The organism is Streptomyces sp. Tu 3180, assembly GCF_009852415.1.
In the GTDB taxonomy this organism is placed as follows: Bacteria; Actinomycetota; Actinomycetes; order Streptomycetales; family Streptomycetaceae; genus Streptomyces.
Window position 1 is genome coordinate 2,780,045 of the sequence record NZ_WOXS01000002.1, and the last position, 16,609, is coordinate 2,796,653.

General features: G+C 73.9%; 12 protein-coding genes. 6 read left to right on the plus strand and 6 right to left on the minus strand.

Going from position 1 to position 16,609, the window contains the following annotated elements; all coding sequences use genetic code 11:
- Window positions 1–119: 119 nt before the first annotated feature.
- From GL259_RS13510 to GL259_RS13520, 3 genes are all read left to right on the plus strand, one after another.
- A complete protein-coding gene (locus GL259_RS13510; RefSeq protein WP_159532480.1) occupies window positions 120–1,592 on the plus strand; it encodes an FGGY family carbohydrate kinase in 1,473 nt (490 codons plus the stop codon).
- Between the two features lie 87 nt (window positions 1,593–1,679).
- The gene (locus tag GL259_RS13515; RefSeq protein ID WP_159532482.1) at window positions 1,680–3,413 is read left to right on the plus strand and encodes an ABC transporter ATP-binding protein; all 1,734 of its coding nucleotides are present in this window, start codon (window positions 1,680–1,682) and stop codon (window positions 3,411–3,413) included.
- A complete protein-coding gene (locus GL259_RS13520) occupies window positions 3,413–5,341 on the plus strand; it encodes an ABC transporter ATP-binding protein (protein WP_159532484.1) in 1,929 nt (642 codons plus the stop codon). Before GL259_RS13515 ends, GL259_RS13520 begins: the two co-directional genes overlap by 1 nt.
- A gap of 42 nt (window positions 5,342–5,383) precedes the next feature.
- Here GL259_RS13520 and GL259_RS13525 read toward each other — a convergent pair whose 3' ends face one another.
- The 5 genes from GL259_RS13525 to GL259_RS13545 form a co-directional block, all read right to left on the minus strand.
- On the minus strand, window positions 5,384–6,685 hold the full coding sequence (locus tag GL259_RS13525) for an RNA polymerase sigma factor (protein ID WP_159532486.1): 1,302 nt from the start codon (window positions 6,683–6,685) through the stop codon (window positions 5,384–5,386).
- A gap of 143 nt (window positions 6,686–6,828) precedes the next feature.
- The gene (gene dnaG, locus GL259_RS13530; protein WP_159532488.1) at window positions 6,829–8,757 is read right to left on the minus strand and encodes a DNA primase; all 1,929 of its coding nucleotides are present in this window, start codon (window positions 8,755–8,757) and stop codon (window positions 6,829–6,831) included.
- Window positions 8,758–8,900: 143 nt separating this feature from the next.
- Window positions 8,901–10,166, minus strand: coding sequence for an FAD-dependent oxidoreductase (locus tag GL259_RS13535; RefSeq protein ID WP_159532490.1), 1,266 nt, complete (start codon window positions 10,164–10,166; stop codon window positions 8,901–8,903).
- Window positions 10,167–10,320: 154 nt separating this feature from the next.
- A complete protein-coding gene (locus GL259_RS13540; RefSeq protein WP_159532492.1) occupies window positions 10,321–11,655 on the minus strand; it encodes a deoxyguanosinetriphosphate triphosphohydrolase in 1,335 nt (444 codons plus the stop codon).
- A gap of 49 nt (window positions 11,656–11,704) precedes the next feature.
- Window positions 11,705–12,559: a sirohydrochlorin chelatase gene (locus GL259_RS13545; protein ID WP_159532494.1), complete on the minus strand. Its 855-nt coding sequence runs from the start codon at window positions 12,557–12,559 to the stop codon at window positions 11,705–11,707.
- A gap of 212 nt (window positions 12,560–12,771) precedes the next feature.
- Here GL259_RS13545 and GL259_RS13550 point away from each other — a divergent pair, with 212 nt between their 5' ends.
- Both GL259_RS13550 and GL259_RS13555 read left to right on the plus strand, forming a co-directional pair.
- Window positions 12,772–13,497 (plus strand): ElyC/SanA/YdcF family protein, encoded by a 726-nt coding sequence (locus GL259_RS13550; RefSeq protein ID WP_159532496.1) that lies wholly within the window; start codon window positions 12,772–12,774, stop codon window positions 13,495–13,497.
- Window positions 13,498–13,605: 108 nt separating this feature from the next.
- Window positions 13,606–15,816 (plus strand): molybdopterin oxidoreductase family protein, encoded by a 2,211-nt coding sequence (locus GL259_RS13555; RefSeq protein ID WP_159532498.1) that lies wholly within the window; start codon window positions 13,606–13,608, stop codon window positions 15,814–15,816.
- A gap of 4 nt (window positions 15,817–15,820) precedes the next feature.
- On the opposite strand, the gene GL259_RS13560 is transcribed toward GL259_RS13555, so the two are convergent.
- Window positions 15,821–16,006, minus strand: coding sequence for a hypothetical protein (locus GL259_RS13560; RefSeq protein WP_159532500.1), 186 nt, complete (start codon window positions 16,004–16,006; stop codon window positions 15,821–15,823).
- Between the two features lie 109 nt (window positions 16,007–16,115).
- On the opposite strand from GL259_RS13560, the gene GL259_RS13565 reads away from it, so the two are divergent.
- Entirely contained in the window at window positions 16,116–16,547 is a 432-nt protein-coding gene (locus tag GL259_RS13565) for a gamma-glutamylcyclotransferase family protein (protein WP_159532502.1), read from the plus strand.
- The last annotated feature ends 62 nt before the right edge of the window (window positions 16,548–16,609 follow it).

The following is a 16,609-nucleotide window of genomic DNA, read 5'->3' on the forward strand; positions in this document are numbered from 1 at the left end:
CGGGGCACGGGGCGACGCGGACGTACGGCTCCGCCGCGTGGGCGCGCCCGGCCGCACCCGACACGGGCACGGCGCGCCCACGGCCCGAACAGGTGCGGCGGTGCGGCAGAATTTCGGGCATGGGGATAGTCGCCGGGTTGGACAGTGCGCCCGATTTCACTCGCATCGTCGTCTGCGACACGGACACCGGGGCCGTGCTCAGGCAGGGATATGCGCCGCACCCGGTGGAGAGCCCCGCGGGCGGAGGCCGTCCCTCCGACGTCGACCCGCAGGCCTGGCTGCTGTCGCTGGGCGAGGCGGCGGGCGGCGGACTGCTGGAGGGCGTGCAGGCCATCGGGGTCTCCGCGCAGCAGAACGCGCTGGTGCCGCTGGACGCGCAGGGCAACACCGTGCGGCCCGCCCTGGTCGGCGGCGACAAGCGGGCGCAGGTCGCGGCGGCCGATCTGGTCGACGCGCTCGGCGGGCGCGAGGCGTGGGCGCAGGCGGTGGGGTGCGTGCCGCAGGCCGGACAGCCGGTGACCAAGCTGCGCTGGATGGCCCGTACCGAACCGGAGAACGCCGCGCGCACGGCGGTGCTGCTGCAGGCGCACGACTGGCTGGTGTGGCAGCTGCTGGGCCGGCCGGTGCGCCGGACCACCGACCGGGGCGGCGCCTCCGGCACCGGCTACTGGGCGGCGGCCACCGGCGGCTACCGTCCCGACCTGGTCGAGCTGGCGCTCGGTCACCAGGCGATCCTGCCCGAGGTGATCGGCCCGGCGGACGCGGCCGGGACGACGCCGGAGGGGCTGCTGATCTCCGCCGGGACCGGCGAGACGATGGCGGCGGCCTTCGGGCTGGGGATAGGGCTGGGCGACGCGGTGGTGTCCCTGGGGGCGTCCGGTTCGGTGATGGCCGTGCACCCCGAGGCGCTGTACGACCAGAGCGGGATGATCACCGCCCTCGCCGACGCGACCGGCATGCACCTTCCCGTCGTCACCACGCTGAACGCCGTGCGGACCCTGCGCGGCACGGCGGAACTGCTCGGACTGCCCGATCTGGAGAGCCTGTCCGACCTGGCGATGAAGTCGACGCCGGGGGCGCACGGCCTGGTGCTGCTGCCGTACCTGGAGGGTGAGCGGACACCGAACCTGCCGCACACCGCCGGGACGCTGGCGGGGCTCAGGCGCGAGTCGATGAAGCCGGAGCACCTGGCGCGGGCCGCGTTCGAGGGGATGCTGTGTGGTCTGGCGGACGCGCTGGACGTGCTGCGCGGCCGGGGCGTGGAGGTGCGGCGGGTGTTCCTGCTGGGGCCGGCCGCGGAGCTGCCCGCCGTGCAGGCGGCGGCGCCGTCGCTGTTCGGCGCGCAGGTGATGGTGCCGCAGCCCGCGGACTACGGCGCGATCGGCGCGGCCCGGCAGGCGGCCTGGGCGCTCGGCGTGTCCCAGGGCACCCTGGACCCGCGCATCCCGCCGGTCTGGCAGGGCGCGGTGGCGCAGGTGCTGGATCCGGGCGAGGAGCTGGCGGTGGGCCAGGCGGTGCGCCAGCAGTTCGTGTCGGTGCGCGAGCAGACCCATCCGGGGGCCTTCCGGGTGCAGCACGGCCCGATGGGTTAATTCGGTTGAGGTAACGCGGGTGGAGTGTCCGACGATGGGGGCCACGGGCAACCAAGCGCCCCCGCCGACCACTCCGAGAGAAGCAGCGTGCTCATACGACTTCTGCGTGCCCATCTCAGGCCCTACACCAGACCCATCACCCTGCTGGTGCTGCTGCAGTTCCTGCAGACCTGCGCCACGCTCTACCTGCCCACGCTGAACGCCGACATCATCGACGACGGCGTCGTGCAGGGGGACACCGGCTACATCCTGACCTACGGCGCCCTGATGATCGGCGTCTCGCTGGCGCAGGTCGTGTGCAACGTCGGTGCCGTGTACCACGGCGCCCGGACCGCCGCCGCGCTGGGGCGGGACGTGCGGGCCGCCGTGTTCGACCGGGTGCAGTCGTTCTCCGCGCGTGAGGTGGGCCACTTCGGCGCGCCCTCGCTGATCACCCGGACGACGAACGACGTCCAGCAGGTGCAGATGCTGGTGCTGATGACGTTCACCCTGATGGTGTCGGCGCCGATCATGTGTGTGGGCGGCATCGTGATGGCGCTCGGGCTGGACGTCCCGCTGTCCGGGGTGCTGGTCGCGGTGGTGCCGGTGCTGGGGATCTGCGTGACGCTGATCGTGCGGCGGCTGCGCCCGCTGTTCCGGGCCATGCAGGAGCGGCTCGACACGGTGAACCGGGTGCTGCGCGAGCAGATCACCGGCAACCGGGTGATCCGGGCGTTCGTGCGGGACGCGTACGAGCAGCGGCGGTTCGAGAAGGCCAACGCCGACCTGACCGAGGTGTCGCTGCGCACCGGCAATCTGCTCGCGCTGATGTTCCCGGTGGTCATGACGGTGGTGAACCTGTCGTCGATCGCGGTGGTGTGGTTCGGCGCGCACCGGATCGACGGCGGCGGGATGCAGATCGGCGACCTGACCGCGTTCCTCGCCTATCTGATGCTGATCGTCATGTCCGTGATGATGGCCACGTTCATGTTCATGATGGTGCCGCGCGCCGAGGTGTGCGCCGAGCGCATCCACGAGGTGCTGGACACCTCCTCCAGCGTGGTGCCGCCCGCCGCGCCCGTCACCGAGCTGCGCCGGCACGGTCACCTGGAGATGCGGGGCGCGGGCTTCGGCTACCCGGGTGCCGAGGAGCCGGTGCTGAGGGCCGTCGACCTGGTGGCGCGGCCGGGCGAGGTCACCGCCGTGATCGGTTCGACCGGCAGCGGCAAGTCCACGCTGCTCGGGCTGGTCCCCCGGCTGTTCGACGCGACCGAGGGCGAGGTGCTGGTGGACGGCGTGCCGGTGGCGGACGTCGACCCGGCGCTGCTGGCGCGGACGGTCGGGCTGGTGCCGCAGAAACCGTACCTGTTCGCGGGGACGGTGGCGACCAACCTGCGGTACGGCGATCCGGACGCCACCGACGAGGAGCTGTGGCACGCGCTGGAGGTGGCGCAGGCCAAGGAGTTCGTGGAGCGGCTGGAGGGCGGGCTCGACGCGCCGATCGCGCAAGGCGGGACGAACGTCTCCGGCGGTCAGCGCCAGCGCCTCGCGATCGCGCGGACGCTGGTGCAGCGCCCGGAGATCTACCTCTTCGACGACTCCTTCTCCGCGCTCGACTACGCCACCGACGCGGCCCTCAGGGCGGCGCTCGCGCGGGAGACCGCCGAGGCGACCGTGGTGATCGTCGCCCAGCGGGTGGCGACCATCCGGGACGCCGACCGGATCGTGGTGCTGGACGAGGGCCGGGTCGTCGGCACCGGCCGGCACCACGAGCTGATGGAGGACAACGAGACCTACCGGGAGATCGTGCTCTCCCAGCTGACGGAAGCGGAGGCTGCCTGATGGCGGGGCCTGCAGCGCGGATGATGGCCGGGGGCGGCCCCGATCAGCGCACGATGGACTTCAAGGGGTCGGGCGGACGGCTCGTCGCCCGGTTCGCGCCGGAACGCCTGACGATCTACGGGCTGCTGGCCTGCGTGGTGCTGAGCGTGGGGCTCAACGTGATCGGGCCGAAGATCCTCGGCCACGCGACCGACCTGGTCTTCGCGGGCATCGTCGGACGCGAGATGCCCGAGGGCGCCTCCAAGGAGCAGGTGCTCGACGCGATGCGCGAGCGCGGCGACGGCGAGGTCGCCGACATGCTCCGCAGCACCGACTTCACCCCCGGCGAGGGCATCGACTTCACGGCCGTGGGGGACGTCCTGCTGCTGGCGCTGGCGGTGTTCGCGGCCGCCGGCCTGCTGATGGCGGTGGCCACCCGGCTGGTGAACCGGGCCGTGAACCGCACCATGTACCGGATGCGCGAGGACGTGCAGACGAAGCTGTCGCGGCTGCCGCTGTCGTACTTCGACAAGCGGCAGCGCGGCGAGGTGCTCAGCCGGGCCACCAACGACATCGACAACATCGGCCAGACGCTCCAGCAGTCGATGGGCCAGCTGATCAACTCGCTGCTCACCATCGTCGCCGTGCTGGCGATGATGTTCTACGTCTCCTGGATCCTCGCGCTGGTCGCGCTGGTGACCGTGCCGCTGTCGTTCGTGGTCGCCACGCGCGTGGGCAAGCGGTCGCAGCCGCACTTCGTGCAGCAGTGGCGCACCACCGGCCGGCTCAACGCGCACATCGAGGAGATGTACACCGGGCACACCCTGGTGAAGGTGTTCGGACGGCAGGAGGAGTCGGCGGAGCGGTTCGCCGAGGAGAACGAGGCGCTGTACGAGGCCGGGTTCCGGGCGCAGTTCAACAGCGGCGTCATGCAGCCGCTGATGCTCTTCGTGTCGAACATCAACTACGTGCTGGTCGCGGTCGTCGGGGGCCTGCGGGTCGCGTCGGGCTCGCTGTCCATCGGTGACGTCCAGGCCTTCATCCAGTACTCGCGGCAGTTCTCGATGCCGCTGACGCAGGTCGCCTCGATGGCGAACCTGGTGCAGTCGGGCGTCGCGTCCGCCGAGCGGGTCTTCGAACTGCTGGACGCCGACGAGCAGCGGGCCGACCCCGAACCGGCCGAGAAACCGGCCGAGTTGCGCGGGCGGGTGGCGCTGGAGCAGGTGTCGTTCCGCTACGACCCCGACAAGCCGCTGATCGAGGACCTGACGCTGAAGGCCGAGCCGGGCCACACGGTGGCCATCGTCGGCCCGACCGGCGCCGGCAAGACCACCCTGGTGAACCTGCTGATGCGGTTCTACGAGGTCTCCGGCGGGCGCATCACCCTCGACGGCGTGGACATCGCGCGGATGTCGCGGGACGAACTGCGCGCCGGGATCGGCATGGTGCTCCAGGACACCTGGCTGTTCGGCGGCACCATCGCGGAGAACATCGCCTACGGCGCCGCCCGCGAGGTCACCCGGAAGGAGATCGAGGAGGCGGCCCGGGCGGCCCACGCCGACCGGTTCATCCGCACCCTGCCCGACGGCTACGACACGGTGATCGACGACGAGGGCAGCGGGGTCAGCGCCGGCGAGAAGCAGCTCGTCACCATCGCGCGGGCGTTCCTGTCCGACCCGGTGATCCTGGTGCTGGACGAGGCGACGAGCTCCGTGGACACCCGGACCGAGGTGCTGATCCAGAAGGCGATGGCGAGGCTGGCGCACGGGCGGACGTCGTTCGTGATCGCGCACCGGCTGTCGACGATCCGGGACGCGGACACGATCCTGGTGATGGAGAACGGGTCGATCGTCGAACAGGGCACGCACGAGGAGCTGTTGGCGGCCGACGGGGCCTACGCGCGGCTGTACGAGGCGCAGTTCGCGCAGGCGGTGACCGAGGTCGACTGACCCGGTCGTGGTGGGCCGCTCGTACCGGGCGGCCCACCCCCGTCAGTCGAGGTAGCCGCGCAGCTGGTCGGCGAAGGCGTGGTCCCTCAGCTTGTTGAGGGTCTTGGACTCGATCTGCCGTATCCGCTCGCGGGTCACGCCGAAGAGGCGCCCTATCTCCTCCAGGGTGCGCGGCCGGCCGTCGACGAGTCCGTAGCGCAGCTGGACGACCTTGCGCTCCCGCTCCCCCAGCGTCGACAGGACCGCCTCCAGGTGCTCCCGCAGCAGCAGGAACGCGGCCGACTCGACCGGGCTCGCGGCGTCGCCGTCCTCGATGAGGTCGCCGAGGGCCACGTCGTCCTCCTCGCCCACCGGGGCGTGCAGGGAGACCGGCTCCTGGGCGAGCCGCAGCACCTCGCCGACCCGCTCGGGAGGCAGGTCGAGGTGGGCGGCGACCTCGGCGGCGGTCGGTTCGCAGCCGCGTTCCTGGAGCATGCGGCGCTGGACGCGGACGACGCGGTTGATGAGTTCGACCACGTGGACGGGGACGCGGATGGTGCGGGCCTGGTCGGCGAGCGCCCGGGACATGGCCTGGCGGATCCACCAGGTGGCGTAGGTGGAGAACTTGTAGCCGCGGGCGTAGTCGAACTTCTCCACCGCCCGGATCAGGCCGAGGTTGCCCTCCTGCACCAGGTCGAGCATGGTCAGCCCGCGGCCCACGTACCGCTTGGCGACGGACACGACGAGCCGCAGGTTCGCCTCGATCAGGCGGCGCTTGGCCATCCGGCCCATGACCACGAGCCGGTCCAGGTCGTGGGCGAGCCGGCTGTCCAGGTCGGGCGTGAGCCGCAGCTTCTCCTCGGCGAACAGCCCGGCCTCCACGCGGCGGGCGAGCTCGACCTCCTCGGCCGCGGTGAGCAGCGGGATGCGGCCGATCTCCCGCAGGTACTGGCGGAACAGGTCCGAGGAGGGGCCGCCGGTCTCGGGGCGCAGGGGCGGTGCCTCGACGGGCTCGGCCGACTCCGGCGCGTCCACGGGCGGTTCGGCCGGCTCGGGCGGCTCGGACGGGATCACGGGGTCCGTCCCGGTCTCGGGGTGGTGCACGACACGGCTCCGCGCGGGCATCGCCACGAGCACGTCCGGGGCCGGATGCGTGCCGACCGTGCGCGTGTCGGTCTGGGTGAGGGTCTGGGTCTGCACGGGGGCGACCTCCAGGATGATCGCTGCCGCCGGGAGGGGCGGCAGCGGTACTTCGGGGGCGGAGTCGGCGGCCTCGCCGCTGTCCGTCCCGTACGCGATGGGCGGAACCGCGGATGTCCGGGACCCGTCGGTGACGGATCGGCCGCGCTCCGAGGACTCAGGCACCGCACCCCAGTGTGGGGTACGACACATCGTCCCCACGAGGGGCGTGCGATGACTTTTTGCATCCGGTCCGTGACCGGGCGGATATGCCGCGCGGAAACCCGGACGCCGGGCGCGCCCCCGGTCCGGTCCTCCCGGCGCGTCCCCTACAGCGCCGCCGCGCCGTGCTCGCGCAGCGCCTGGTCGTACTGCTGGAGGACCCACAGCTCGTTCTGCACGGAGGCCAGTTCGGCCGGGTCCCCGTGGGTGCCGAGGCGGGTGAGGCGGCTGGTGATGTCGCGGATGCGGCGCTCGACGGCGCGGCGGCGGACGGTGACCAGCTGGGCGCCCGCGTAGGTCTCGTCGACCTCCTTGACGCCCCGGTGCAGCATGATCGCCTCGACGGCGAGCTCGGTGACCATGGCGCGCACGGTGTCGTCGGGGGCGGCGTCGCGGACCCGGATCAGGTACTCCTGCGGGTCCTGGACGCCGTACTCCGCGCCGCCGGCCTCCAGGATCGCCTGGCGCACGGCCGCGTAGGGCGGGGCGGTGAACTCGTCGACGCCGTACGCGTCGAAGGCCGGGGAGACCAGTTCCGGGCGCTGGAGGGCGAGCTTGAGCAGTTCGCGTTCGGTGGCGAAGACCGGGTTGCGGAGGTTGAGGGCGGGGCCGCGCGGGGCGGCCCGGCCGGGTCCGGCGGCGTACTGCTGCGGGCCGCCGCCGTGCTGCTGCCGGTCGGGGGCGGGGCCCTTGCCGCCGCGTTCGCGGGCCCAGCGGGCCAGTTGCGCGACCCGCTTGACGACGAACTGGGTGTCGAGGATGCCGAGCATGCCGGCGAGCTGGACGGCGACCTCGTGCTGGGCGCCGCTGTTCTTGATGCGGGCGACGACGGGCGCGGCCTCGTCGAGGGCGGCGGCGCGGCCGGCCGGGGTGTCCAGGTCGTAGCGGCCCACGATCTGGCGGAGGGCGAACTCGAAGAGCGGGGTGCGGGGTTCGACCAGGTCGGCGACGGCCTCGTCGCCCTTGGCCAGGCGCAGGTCGCAGGGGTCCATGCCGTCGGGGGCGATGGCGATGTAGGTCTCGGCGGCGAACTTCTGGTCGTCCTCGAAGGCGCGCAGGGCCGCCTTCTGGCCGGCCGCGTCGCCGTCGAAGGTGAAGATCACACGGGCGCTGCCGTTGTCCATGAGCAGCCGGCGCAGGATCTTGATGTGGTCGCCGCCGAACGCGGTGCCGCAGGTGGCGATCGCGGTCGTCACGCCGGCGAGGTGGCAGGCCATGACGTCGGTGTAGCCCTCGACGACGACCGCGCGGGACGACTTGGCGATGTCCTTCTTCGCCAGGTCGATGCCGTAGAGGACCTGGGACTTCTTGTAGATCGCGGTCTCGGGGGTGTTGAGGTACTTCGGGCCGTTGTCGGCCTCGTAGAGCTTGCGGGCGCCGAAGCCGACGACGTCTCCGCCGATGTCGCGGACGGGCCACATCAGCCGGCCGCGGAAGCGGTCGATGGGGCCGCGGCGGCCCTCCTGGGAGAGGCCGGAGAGGATCAGCTCCTTGTCGCTGAAGCCCTTGCCGCGCAGGTAGCGGGTGAGGTGGTCCCAGCCCTGGGGGCTGTAGCCGACGCCGAAGTGGACGGCGGCGGCCTGGTCGAAGCCGCGCTCGGCGAGGAAGACCCGGCCGGTCTCGGCCTCGGGGGAGGTCGCGAGCTGCTGCGCGTACCACTCGGCGGCGATCTTGTGGGCCTCGACCAGGCGGATGCGCTCGCCGCGCTGGTGGGCGGGGTTGTACCCGCCCTCCTCGTAGCGCAGGGTGATGCCGGCCTGGGCGGCGAGGCGCTCGACCGCCTCCGAGAAGGAGAGGTGGTCGACCTTCATCACGAAGGTGATGGTGTCGCCGCCCTCCTGGCAGCCGAAGCAGTGGAAGAGTCCCTTGCTCGGGCTGACCTGGAAGGACGGCGACTTCTCGTCGTGGAAGGGGCACAGGCCCTTGAGGTTGCCGCCGCCCGCGTTCCGCAGCTGGAGGTACTCGGACACCACGGCGTCGATCGGGACCGCGTCCCGTACCGCCTTCACGTCCTCGTCGTTGATCCGTCCAGCCACGCGTGAATTCTACGGGGGCGGTCGGACACTCCCGGGACGCGGGAAGCACGCCAGGCCGGGGGTCCGGGGGTCGCCCCCCGGGAATCACGGCACGGGGGCGGTCGGACACTCCCGGGACGCGGGAAGCACGCCAGGCCGGGGGCTCAGGGGGCGAGGCTCCCGAGCGGTACGTGCGGGTCCGCCAGGGCCTCCGTGTCCACCGGGGTCCGGGACCGGATCAGCCGCTGGATCGGGTCCGTGACGTCCCACACGTTGACGTTCATCCCGGCCAGCACCCGGCCCTCCCTCACCCAGAACGCGATGAACTCGCGCTTGCCGGCGTCGCCCCGGATCACGACCTGGTCGTAGGAGCCCGGGGGCGCCCAGCCGGAGTACTCCATGCCCAGGTCGTACTGGTCGGTGAAGAAGTACGGCATCCGGTCGTAGGTCACCTCCCGGCCGAGCATCGCGCGGGCCGCCGCCGGACCGCCGTTGAGGGCGTTGGCCCAGTGCTCCACGCGCAGCCGGGTGCCGAAGAGGGCGTGCGGGAAGGAGGCGACGTCGCCGGCCGCGTGGATGTCGGGGTCGGAGGTGCGCAGCCGCTCGTCGACGAGGACGCCCCCGCCGCTCGCGCGGTCGGCGAGCTCCAGGCCCGCCGCCTCGGCGAGGGAGGTGCGCGGGGCGGCGCCGACGGCGGCGAGGACGGCGTGCGCGGGGTGTTCCTCGCCGTCGTCGGTGCGGGCCGCGAGGACCATGCCGTCCTGCCCGGTGATCTCGGTGAGCGTGGCGCCGAAGTGGAAGCGGACGCCGTGCTCGCGGTGCAGCTCGGCGAAGAGCTGGCCGAGCTCGGGGCCGAGCACCGAGTGCAGCGGGGCCTGGCCGCGGTGGACGACGGTGACCTCCGCGCCGTACTCGCGGGCCGCCGCCGCGACCTCCAGGCCGATCCAGCCGGCCCCGGCGATCACCAGGTGGCCGTTCTCGCGGCCGAGGGAGGCCAGGACGCCCTTGAGGCGGTCGGCGTGGGCGAGGCGGCGCAGGTGGTGGACGCCGGCCAGGTCGGTGCCCGGGATGTCGAGGCGGCGGGGTTCGGCGCCGGTGGCCAGCAGCAGCTTGTCGTAGCGGACGGTGGTGCCGTCGTCGCCGAAGCGGACGGTCTTGGCGGCGCGGTCGACGGCGTCGACGGTCTGGCCGAGGTGCAGCTCGACGTCGTGGCGGGCGTACCAGGCGGGCTCGTGCACGAAGGCGCGGTCGCGCTCGTCCTTGCCGAGGAGGTAGCCCTTGGACAGGGGCGGCCGCTCGTACGGGTGGTCGCGTTCGTCGCAGATCAGTATCACGCGGCCGGTGAAGCCCTCCGTGCGCAGCGTCTCGGCCGCCTTCGCGCCGGCCAGGCCGCCTCCGACGATGACGAATGTCTGATCCGCGTCGACCACTTGGTGCCTCCTCGTCACTGTGCCGCCACCTGCGAGCGTCCCGCACGCAGCGTGATGCGGGAAGGGGTGGTGACCCGATCAGGCCACGCAGGGTCACTTTCGGGCGTGCTCGCGTCACCCGTGTCCCACCGGTCCCGGCCGTACCGGTCCCGTCTCATCCCTGCCCCGTGAGACGGGCGCGAAGCGAACGGGCCGAGGCGTCGGTGAGCGACGCGATCTGGTCGACGATCACCCGCTTGCGGGCGCGGTCGTCCGGGGCCCGGTCGAACAGGGTGCGGAACTGCGGGTCCAGCCCGTCGGGGGCGCGGGCGGTGAGCGCCTCGGCCAGCTCCAGGACGACGATCCGCTGGTCGGCGCGGAGCCGCTCCTGCTCGGCGCGCTGCATCACGTACCGGTCGGCGACCGCCTTGAGGACGGCGCACTCCATGCGGGTGCTGCGCGGCACGACGAGCTCGGCACCGTAGCGGGTGAGGCGGCCGCTCCCCCACGCCTGCCGGGTGGCGCCCTCGGCGGCCAGGCAGAAGCGGCCGATGAGCTGGCTGGTGGCGTCCTTCAGGCGGGCCTGGGCGACGGCGGTGCCGTCGTAGCCGTGCGGCCACCACTCCTGGGCGAGGAGGCGGTCGAGGGCCTCGGCCAGTTCGGCCGGGTCGGTGTCCGCGGGGACGTACCGGCCGACGGCGACGGCGAAGACGGCCTCCCGTTCGGGGTCGGCGTGCAGGAGGTTGGGGTCGATGTGGCCGGCGTGCAGGCCGTCCTCCACGTCGTGCACGGAGTACGCCACGTCGTCGGCCCAGTCCATGACCTGGGCCTCGAAGCAGGTGCGGGTGGAGGGGGCGTCCTTGCGGACCCAGTCGAAGACGGGGCGGTCGTCCTCGTAGACGCCGAACTTCGGGGAGGCCGGGTCGGTGGGGTGGGCGCCGCGGGGCCAGGGGTACTTGGTGGCGGCGTCGAGGGCCGCGCGGGTGAGGTTGAGTCCGACGCTGGCGAGGTCGCCGGTCCGCGGGTCGGTGACGAACCGCTTGGGCTCGATGCGGGTGAGGAGGCGGAGCGACTGGGCGTTGCCCTCGAAACCGCCGCAGTCCTCGGCGAACTCGTTCAGCGCCTGTTCGCCGTTGTGCCCGAAGGGCGGGTGGCCCAGGTCGTGGGAGAGGCAGGCGGCCTCCACCAGGTCGGGGTCGCAGCCGAGGGCGGCGCCGAGCTCCCGGCCGACCTGGGCGCACTCGAGGGAGTGGGTGAGGCGGGTGCGGGGGCTGGCGTCCCACACCTGACCGAGCTCCCCCGGGGTGACGACCTGCGTCTTCCCCGCGAGACGGCGCAGGGCGGCGGAGTGCAGGACGCGGGCGCGGTCGCGCTGGAAGGCGGTGCGGCCGGGGCGCTTGTCGGGCTCGACGGCCCAGCGCTCGACGGCGGAGGGGTCGTATCCGGCGGGCGGGACGTGGTTCTCGTACGGCGGCGGGCTCAGGGGGGTGTCGGATGCGGTGCCTTCCATGTACCGACAGTAAAGGCAGCCGCTGACACACGGGACGTCGGCGGTCCTTTCAGGCCGGTGCGAGGGCCGGTGCGGCGAGGGCCGCGGGGCTTTCCAGCGCCTGGTCGTAGCGGTGCAGGAGGAGGCGGGCCATCGCGGGGTGGGTGCCCAGGGGGGCGGAGGCGATCCACGGCGCGGCTTCGGCGCACTCCGTGGCGAAGCGGCCGGGAGCGGTGAAGTAGGAGGCGACGGCGACGCGGCGGCGGCCCCGGGCGGCCAGGGCGCGCAGGGCGTCGGGCACGGTGGGCGCGGCGGCGGAGGCGTAGGCGGGGACGACGGGGACGCCGAGGCGTTCGGCGAGCAGGCGCGCGGTGCGGCCCGTGTCGGCCTTCGCCTCGGGGTCGCGGGACCCGGCGGCGGCGAGCACGACTCCGCTCGTGCGGCGGGTCTCCTCGTCCGCGCGGGTGGGCCAGCCCGCTTCGGTCAGGCGGGCGTGCAGGGCGTCCACGAGCAGCGGGTGCGGTCCGAGCGGAGCGGCCACGCGCGTGTGCAGCCGGGCCTCGGCGGCCATCTCGGGGATGTCCCGTTTGACGTGGTAGCCGCGGCTGAGCAGCAGCGGCACGAGGACGGCGGCCCCGGTGGCCCGCTCGTCGAGCCCGGCGAGCGTGTCGGGCAGCAGGGGGGTGTCGAGCTCGATGTGGCCGAGGTGCACCGGCAGGCCGGGGCGGAGCGCGCGGACGCGGTCGAGGAGCGCCCGCACGGTGACCGAGGCGCGCGGGTCGCGGCTGCCGTGGGCCACCACGACGAGGGCGGGCGGCGCCGGGCGGCGCCGTCCGTCCGGCGCGACGAGGCCGAGCTGTCCCGCGAGCCTGCTGCCGGTCCGGTTCATGAGGTCCGCCGTGCTGTCGAGGTGCGTCGCCGTCATGCACCGATGGTGACCGCGGCGCGTTGCCTCCCCGTTGCGCGCCGATGACGGGCGTTTTCCGGCGGTTCACGATGCGGACCGCGGGGGGTGTGAGGCCGTTCGGCCTGCGGGTTCGTCCCCCGCCCGTGAAGCTCGTCACAGGGCGCCGCGCGAACCGGGGGGCGCGGCGGGGCGTCTCCCACCGTCGAGGACCGACCGGAAGGGGCCGTGCGATGCGTCGTGAACCGCGCCGTGTGCCGCGTCGCGTGAGGGGGGCCCGGCCGCGCCTGCCGCGCACCCGTGCCGGACGGCGGCGGCTGACGCAGGCGGTGATGGCGGCGTGCGTGCTGGCCCTGCTGCCGGCGACGTGGCTGCGCACGACGACGGACGGCCGGCTGCGCACCACCGCCGACGTGCCGCGCACCGAGGTCGCCGTGGTCTTCGGGGCGGGCCTGTGGGACGGGGAGCCGTCGCCGTACCTCGCGCACCGGCTGGACGCGGCGGCCGAGCTGTACCGGGCGGGGCGGATCGAGGTGGTGCTGGTCACCGGCGACAACAGCCGCGAGGACTACGACGAGCCGGACGCGATGCGCGCCTACCTCGTCCGGCACGGCGTGCCCGGCGCGCGGATCGTCAGCGACTACGCGGGCTTCGACACCTGGGACTCCTGCGTCCGCGCGAAGAAGATCTTCGGCGTGGACCGGGCGGTGCTGATCAGCCAGGGCTTCCACATCCGGCGGGCGGTGGCGCTGTGCGAGGCGGCCGGGGTCTCCTCGTACGGCGTCGGGGTCGACGACCGGCACGACGCCACCTGGTACTACGGGGGCGTCCGGGAGATCCTCGCGGCGGGCAAGGCGGCCGCGGACGCGGTGTTCCGGCCGGATCCGCGGTTCCTCGGGCCGAGGGAGCCGGGGGTGGAGCGGGCCCTGGCCGACGCGTCCGCACGCGCGGGCGGGTGAGGGCGCCGGGCGTCTCACCGCGGGCCGCGGCCGGCGGGGAGGCCGCCGTACCGGGCGCGTAACAAGGACCGGCGCGACGCGTAACACCGGCGGCGCAGGCTGAGCCGCATGCAGAACACCGTGACGCCCACGCACTGCCCCTACTGCGCCCTGCAGTGCGGGATGAATCTGACCCCCGCGCCGGACGGGACCGTCGGGGTGAGCGAGCGCACGGACTTCCCGGTGAACCGGGGCGCGCTGTGCGGCAAGGGGCGCACGGCGCCCGCCCTGCTCTCGTCGGGCGTCCGCCTGACCTCCCCGTTGGTGCGTTCCGCGGCCGGCACGCTGGTGCCGGCCTCCTGGGACGAGGCGCTGGACCGGATCGCCGAGGGGCTGCGCCGCACGCGCGCGGAGCACGGGCCGGACGCGGTCGGCGTGTTCGGCGGCGGCGGGCTGACCAACGAGAAGGCGTACGGCCTCGGCAAGTTCGCGCGCGTGGTGCTCGGCACCTCCCAGATCGACTACAACGGCCGCTTCTGCATGTCGTCGGCGGCGGCAGCGGGCACCAGGGCGTTCGGCCTGGACCGGGGGCTGCCCTTCCCGCTGGAGGACGTCCCGAGGACCGGCTGCGTGATCCTGGTCGGGTCGAACCCGGCGGAGACCATGCCGCCGTCGCTGCGCTACTTCACCGAGCTCAGGGAGAACGGCGGCACGCTGATCGTCGTCGATCCGCGCCGCACGAGGACCGCCGAGCAGGCCGACCTGCACCTCGCGCCGCGCCCCGGCACCGATCTCGCGCTGGCCCTCGGCCTGCTGCACCTGGTCGTCGCCGAGGGCCGCACCGACGAGGCGTACATCCGGGAGCGCACCACCGGCTGGGAGGAGACGCGGGCCGCCGCGATGGCGCACTGGCCGGAGTACGTGGAGCGGATCACGGGGGTGTCCGTTCCACAGCTGCGGGAGGCGGTGCGGCTGTTCTGCGAGCCGGAGGCGGCGATGGTGCTCACCGCCCGCGGTCCCGAGCAGCAGTCCAAGGGCACCGACACGGTGGGCGCGTGGATCAACCTGTGCCTGGCGACGGGGCGGGCGGGCCGGCCGCTGTCCGGGTACGGGTGCCTGACCGGGCAGGGCAACGGGCAGGGCGGGCGCGAACACGGCCAGAAGGCGGACCAGTTGCCCGGCTACCGCAAGCTGACCGACCCGGCGGCGCGGGCGCACGTGGCCGGGGTGTGGGGCGTGGACCCCGACTCCCTGCCCGGCCCGGGGCGCAGTGCGTACGAGCTGCTGGACGCGCTGGGCACGGACATCCGCTCGCTGCTGCTGATGGGGTCCAATCCGGTGGTGTCGGCCCCGCGCGCGGCGCACGTCGAGGAGCGCATCCGCGCCCTGGACTTCCTGGCGGTGTGCGACGTCGTGCTGTCGGAGACGGCCGCGCTCGCCGACGTCGTGCTGCCGGTGACGCAGTGGGCGGAGGAGACGGGGACGACGACGAACCTGGAGGGCCGGGTGCTGCTGCGGCGGCGCGCGGTCACGCCGCCGGAGGGCGTCCGCAGCGACCTGGAGGTCATGCACGAACTGGCCGCGCGGCTGGGCGGCGAACGGGGCCTGGAGAAGGGCTTCCCGACCGATCCCGAGGAGGTCTTCGAGGAGCTGCGCCGGGCCAGCGCGGGCGGCCCCGCGGACTACTCGGGGATCACCTACCGCAGGCTGGCGGAGGAGAACGGCGTGTTCTGGCCGTGCCCGGCCCCGGCGGACGGCCCGCCCGGCACCGCCGACGCCGCCGACGCCGAGGACGCCGCGTTCGACGCGCTGCCCGACGACCCGGCGCACGCCGACGACGCCGGTCCCGGCGTCCATCCGGGCACCCCGCGGCTCTTCCTCGACCGGTTCGCCACCGAGGACGGCCGGGCCCGGTTCGCGCCCGTGTCGCACCGTGCGATCGCCGAGGAGCCCGACGACGAGTACCCCGTGCTGCTGACCACGGGGCGGGTCGTCGCGCAGTACCAGTCCGGCGCCCAGACCCGGCGCGTCGACGAGCTGAACACCGCCGCGCCCGGCCCGTTCGTGGAGCTGCACCCGCGGCTCGCGGAGCGGCTCGGCGCGGCCGAGGGCGACCCGGTGGCCGTGGTGTCCCGGCGGGGCCGGGCGGTGGCGCCGGCGCGGATCACGACCGCGATCCGCGCCGACACGGTCTTCATGCCCTTCCACTGGGCGGGCGAGGGCCGGGCGAACACCCTCACCAACCCCGCCCTGGACCCGACGTCGCGGATGCCGGAGTTCAAGGCGTGCGCGGTGCGGGTGGAGGCGGTGGAGGCGCCGCCGCCCGGTTCCGGGGCGTGACGGTTCAGCCCGCGTTCACCGTTGGGCCCATGTTCACCGCGCTCCACGCGGCCGCGACCGCGCCGTACTGCGTGCCGTCCTCGCCGTGGAGGTCCCCGGCCGCCTTCAGGGTGGCCGTGCGGGCGCCGGCGGTGGTGGGGAGAGTGCGGCGCCGGTGCCGACCGCGGTTCGAGCGGGGCGGACATGTCATGCCCATAGCGTGAATGGAGGAGTGCGTGAGGGGTGAGAATCGTTCCCGCAAGGCTCCCGCGGCACTTCCGCGCAAGGGGGCTCCACCCACCGTCCGCGCAGGTGAGCGAGTGATCCTCCCCTTCTTCGTCTACGGCACCCTCCGCCCCGGAGAGGTCAACCACGACCTCTTCCTGCGCGGCCGCACGCTCCGGGAGGAGCCCGGCCGGCTCCCGGGCGCGGTGCTGTACGACGGGCCCGGCCATCCGTACGCGGTGGAGCAGCCGGGCGGAGTGGTCAGCGGGGAGCTGATCACCGCGTCGCCGCAGGCCCACGCGGGACTGCTCGCCGAGCTGGACCGGCTGGAGGAGTACGTGCCGGGTGATCCGCGCAGCCTGTACGAGCGCGTGGCGCGGGACGTGGTCCGGACCGCCGACGGCACGGCCGTGCGGGCCTGGGTGTACGTCGCCGCCCCCGCCGTCGCCGCCCGGCTGCGGGCCGGCGGGGAGCCGATCGCGGGCGGGGAGTGGCGGGGGCGGCGACGAGGGCGCCGGGAGGGATGAGAGGGAAGGGACAGGAGGACCCCCGGGGGGGAGGGGGGAGGACGGGCGGGAGGAACCGGGCC